Annotated in this window: 3 rRNA genes; all 3 read right to left on the bottom strand. The window is 54.5% G+C overall.

Annotated features, from left to right (window positions below):
- Window positions 1-17: 17 nt before the first annotated feature.
- Window positions 18-134: ribosomal RNA gene (rrf, locus tag JIM94_RS11240) — 5S ribosomal RNA — on the bottom strand.
- Between the two features lie 105 nt (window positions 135-239).
- A 23S ribosomal RNA gene (locus JIM94_RS11235) occupies window positions 240-3338 on the bottom strand.
- A 386-nt stretch (window positions 3339-3724) separates the two neighbouring features.
- Window positions 3725-5245: ribosomal RNA gene (locus tag JIM94_RS11230) — 16S ribosomal RNA — on the bottom strand.
- Together the 16S, 23S and 5S rRNA genes form the textbook arrangement of a ribosomal RNA operon.
- Window positions 5246-5650 lie beyond the last annotated feature (405 nt).

The raw sequence follows: 5650 nt of genomic DNA, 5'->3' as shown, positions 1-5650 counted from the left end.
ATCATCTGAAGTTGTAGTGTCGGCGGTGTCCTACTCTCCCACACGCTCCCGCATGCAGTACCATCGGCGCTGGTGGGCTTAGCTTCCGGGTTCGGAATGGGACCGGGCGTTTCCCCACCGCTAAAACCACCGACACATCTCAAAAAGGTGTCACACACAATAATCATTGTGCTGGTGTTGGTGCCAGACACTGGCTAGTGGACGCGAGCAACACAAATCAATTTGTTTCTGTGTCTGCAGTTGTTTTGTTTCGGTATATTAGTACCGGTCACCTCCACACATTACTGTGCTTCCAGATCCGGCCTATCAACCCCATAGTCTATAGGGAACCTCAAACGAAACCTTATCTTGAAACGGGCTTCCCGCTTAGATGCTTTCAGCGGTTATCCCTTCCGTACGTAGCCAACCAGCCATGCCACGGGCGTGACAACTGGCACACTAGAGGTACGTCCGTCCCGGTCCTCTCGTACTAGGGACAGCCTTTCTCAAGTTTCAACGCGCGCGGCGGATAGAGACCGAACTGTCTCACGACGTTCTAAACCCAGCTCGCGTGCCGCTTTAATGGGCGAACAGCCCAACCCTTGGGACCTACTCCAGCCCCAGGATGCGACGAGCCGACATCGAGGTGCCAAACCATCCCGTCGATATGGACTCTTGGGGAAGATCAGCCTGTTATCCCCGGGGTACCTTTTATCCGTTGAGCGACACCGCTTCCACAAGCCGGTGCCGGATCACTAGTCCCTACTTTCGTACCTGCTCGACCTGTCAGTCTCACAGTCAAGCTCCCTTGTGCACTTACACTCAACACCTGATTGCCAACCAGGCTGAGGGAACCTTTGGGCGCCTCCGTTACTCTTTGGGAGGCAACCGCCCCAGTTAAACTACCCACCAGGCACTGTCCCTGGCCCGGATCACGGGCCGAGGTTAACAGATACCCAATTCGATCAGAGTGGTATTTCAACAACGACTCACACACAACTGGCGTCGCATGATCACAGTCTCCCACCTATCCTACACAAACCGAACCGAGCATCAATACCAAGCTATAGTGAAGGTCCCGGGGTCTTTTCGTCCTGCCGCGCGTAACGAGCATCTTTACTCGTACTGCAATTTCGCCGGGCCTGTGGTTGAGACAGCAGGGAAGTCGTTACGCCATTCGTGCAGGTCGGAACTTACCCGACAAGGAATTTCGCTACCTTAGGATGGTTATAGTTACCACCGCCGTTTACTGGGGCTTAAATTCTCCGCTTCGACCAACAAGTTGGTCTAACAGGTCCTCTTAACCTTCCAGCACCGGGCAGGCGTCAGTCCGTATACATCGACTTATCGTCTTCGCACGGACCTGTGTTTTTAGTAAACAGTCGCTTCCCTCTATTCTCTGCGGCCACAACACGCCAACCAGCCGCAAGGACCGGTGACCCGTCATGGCCCCCCTTCTCCCGAAGTTACGGGGGCATTTTGCCGAGTTCCTTAACCACAGTTAACCCGATCGCCTTAGTATTTTCTACCTGACCACCTGTGTCGGTTTGGGGTACGGGCCGCACACACACATCGCTAGAGGCTTTTCTCGACAGCACAGGATCATCGACATCCCCAAAAAGGGTACGCATCACGCCTCACCCATGTAACGAGGAACGGATTTACCTATCCCTCGGGCTGCACGCTTACACCACAATCCAATAAGTGGCTCGACTACCAATCTGTGTCACCCCATCGCTTGGCTACTACCAGATCAGGTCCCACGCATCCACGAAACACCACAATCAAAGAAAGTGGTAAAACGCTTCTGGGCGGTTAGTATCACTGATTCACCATGGGCGCATGTGCACGGGTACGGGAATATCAACCCGTTGTCCATCGACTACGCCTGTCGGCCTCGCCTTAGGTCCCGACTCACCCTGGGAAGATTAGCTTGACCCAGGAACCCTTGGTCATCCGGCGGATGAGTTTCTCACTCATCATTCGCTACTCATGCCTGCATTCTCACTCGCGCACAGTCCACCACACAGTCACCCGGCAGCTTCAATCCATGCACGACGCTCCCCTACCCAACAACACCCCAAAAGGGTGTCGCTGCCGCGGCTTCGGCGGTGTACTTGAGCCCCACTACATTGTCGGCGCAGAACCACTCGACCAGTGAGCTATTACGCACTCTTTCAAGGATGGCTGCTTCTAAGCCAACCTCCTGGTTGTCTTCGCGATCCCACATCCTTTTCCACTTAGTACACGCTTAGGGGCCTTAGCCGGCGATCTGGGCTGTTTCCCTCTCGACTACGAAGCTTATCCCCCGCAGTCTCACTGCCACGCTTACACTTACCGGCATTCGGAGTTTGGCTGATGTCGCTAAGATTGTAGTCCCGCTAAACCAACCAGTAGCTCTACCTCCGGCAAGAAACACGCAACGCTGCACCTAAATGCATTTCGGGGAGAACCAGCTATCACGGAGTTTGATTGGCCTTTCACCCCTACCCACAACTCATCCCCTCAGTTTTCAACCTAAGTGGGTTCGCGCCTCCACGACGTCTTACCGTCGCTTCACACTGGCCATGGGTAGATCACCCCGCTTCGGGTCCAGGACATGCCACTAACAACACCCTAGTTAGGATTCGCTTTCGCTACGGCTACCCCACAAACGGGTTAACCTCGCGACATGCCGCTGACTCGCAGGCTCATTCTTCAAAAGGCACGCCATCACCCCACAAGGAGGCTCTGACGGATTGTAGGCACACGGGTTCAGGTACTATTTCACTCCCCTCCCGGGGTACTTTTCACCATTCCCTCACGGTACTATTCCGCTATCGGTCACACTGAGTATTCAGGCTTACCGGGTGGTCCCGGCTGATTCACAGCAGATTCCACGAGCCCGCTGCTACTCGGGGTATCGACAACACTGACAGACCATGTGTTTTCACGTACCGGACTCTCACCGTCTACGGCGGGTCATTCCAAACCACTTCCGCTAACACACAATCATTCATCAGGCATGGCCGGCAGACCACACAACGTCATCGCCCCACAACACCGCACACGCAACCCCTGCCGGGTATCACACGCATACGGTTTAGCCATTCATCCACGTTCGTTCGCCACTACTAGCAGAATCACTGTTGTTTTCTCTTCCTGCGGGTACTGAGATGTTTCACTTCCCCGCGTTACCTCCACACCGACTATTTCATTCACCGGCAGGTGACCGCCCACAACGACGGCCGGGTTTCCCCATTCGGACATCCTCGGATCAACGCTCGGTTGACAGCTCCCCGAGGCTTAACGCAGCCTCCCACGTCCTTCATCGGCTCAGTATGCCAAGGCATCCACCGTGTGCCCTTAAAAACAAAACACACAAAACACTAAGAACGACCAAAAAATGGTCACATTCTCGACGAAACAAAAAATAAAGATACTCGCGTCCACTATCCAGTTCTGACAACAACACCAACCACACGAACCCACCAAACCAACAAGGCCCGGCAAGCCACATGGGCCGCAACACCAGGAACATAATGTCCCAGACACCCGACAGTGCACCAACAAACGTTTTTTCGATTCTTCAATATCTCCGACGATCATCCACCATCGCAAATCCGGCGTGTCTCCACCCGATTAATAAAAGGCCGGCGTGCGGAACACTCGTCCGCCACAAACCAACCAACCACCACCCACAAGCCCACACCACCAACCGGTGACACAGGCCAAAACGCAGGGATGGAAAAGAAAAGCTCCTTAGAAAGGAGGTGATCCAGCCGCACCTTCCGGTACGGCTACCTTGTTACGACTTCGTCCCAATCGCCGATCCCACCTTCGACAGCTCCCCCCACAAGGGTTGGGCCACTGGCTTCGGGTGTTACCAACTTTCATGACGTGACGGGCGGTGTGTACAAGGCCCGGGAACGTATTCACCGCAGCGTTGCTGATCTGCGATTACTAGCGACTCCGACTTCATGGGGTCGAGTTGCAGACCCCAATCCGAACTGAGACCGGCTTTAAGGGATTGGCTCCACCTCACGGCTTCGCAACCCACTGTACCGACCATTGTAGCATGTGTGAAGCCCTGGACATAAGGGGCATGATGATTTGACGTCATCCCCACCTTCCTCCGAGTTGACCCCGGCAGTCTCTCATGAGTCCCCACCATAACGTGCTGGCAACATAAGACAAGGGTTGCGCTCGTTGCGGGACTTAACCCAACATCTCACGACACGAGCTGACGACAACCATGCACCACCTGCATGCAGGCCACAAGGGAAGACACATCTCTGCGCCGATCCTGCACATGTCAAGCCCAGGTAAGGTTCTTCGCGTTGCATCGAATTAATCCACATGCTCCGCCGCTTGTGCGGGCCCCCGTCAATTCCTTTGAGTTTTAGCCTTGCGGCCGTACTCCCCAGGCGGGGCGCTTAATGCGTTAGCTACGGCACGGATCCCGTGGAAGGGACCCACACCTAGCGCCCACCGTTTACGGCATGGACTACCAGGGTATCTAATCCTGTTTGCTCCCCATGCTTTCGCTCCTCAGCGTCAGTTACTGCCCAGAGACCTGCCTTCGCCATCGGTGTTCCTCCTGATATCTGCGCATTTCACCGCTACACCAGGAATTCCAGTCTCCCCTACAGCACTCAAGTTATGCCCGTATCGCCTGCACGCCCGGAGTTGAGCCCCGGGATTTCACAGACGACGCGACAAACCACCTACGAGCTCTTTACGCCCAGTAATTCCGGACAACGCTCGCACCCTACGTATTACCGCGGCTGCTGGCACGTAGTTAGCCGGTGCTTCTTATATCACTACCGTCACTCTCGCTTCGTCGTGATCGAAAGGGGTTTACAACCCGAAGGCCGTCATCCCCCACGCGGCGTCGCTGCATCAGGCTTTCGCCCATTGTGCAATATTCCCCACTGCTGCCTCCCGTAGGAGTCTGGGCCGTGTCTCAGTCCCAATGTGGCCGTACACCCTCTCAGGCCGGCTACCCGTCGACGCCTTGGTAGGCCATTACCCCACCAACAAGCTGATAGGCCGCGGGCTCATCCTGCACCGGAAAAACCTTTCCACCACACCCACTAACGATGCGGTCATATCCGGTATTAGACCCAGTTTCCCAGGCTTATCCCGAAGTGCAGGGCAGATCACCCACGTGTTACTCACCCGTTCGCCACTAATCCACGGTGCAAGCACCGCTTCATCGTTCGACTTGCATGTGTTAAGCACGCCGCCAGCGTTCGTCCTGAGCCAGGATCAAACTCTCCATAAAAGCTTTTAAGCAATAAGAAAAGCCCAAAACCTGACAAAACAAACAACCAGCAACACCACCCGACCAAAAGACCAGGCAATGTCAAAAATGATTGTCCAAAAAAATAAAGCAGATGAAACATCCACTCCCGTGATGCGCGTTATTCGACGAGGAAAAACAAACACACCACAAAAACATCCGTTCCAACCACCACAGTCAACAACCACCACAAACACCCACACAACGCAGGCACCCACAGTGGCCGATTAAGGAAGCGACCTACACTCCCCGGCACACGCCACGACCATGAATGATCCGGAAACGAATCAAAAAAACAATTATCCAGCCAACAAACACAACCACCCAAAGATGATCACGCCTGCCGGCAAGATACATTGGCACACTATCGAGTTCTCAAACATCACA

The organism is Corynebacterium pygosceleis (assembly GCF_016595275.2).
Classification (GTDB): Bacteria; Actinomycetota; Actinomycetes; order Mycobacteriales; family Mycobacteriaceae; genus Corynebacterium; species Corynebacterium pygosceleis.
This window is presented reverse-complemented; position numbering and strand designations above follow the sequence as displayed.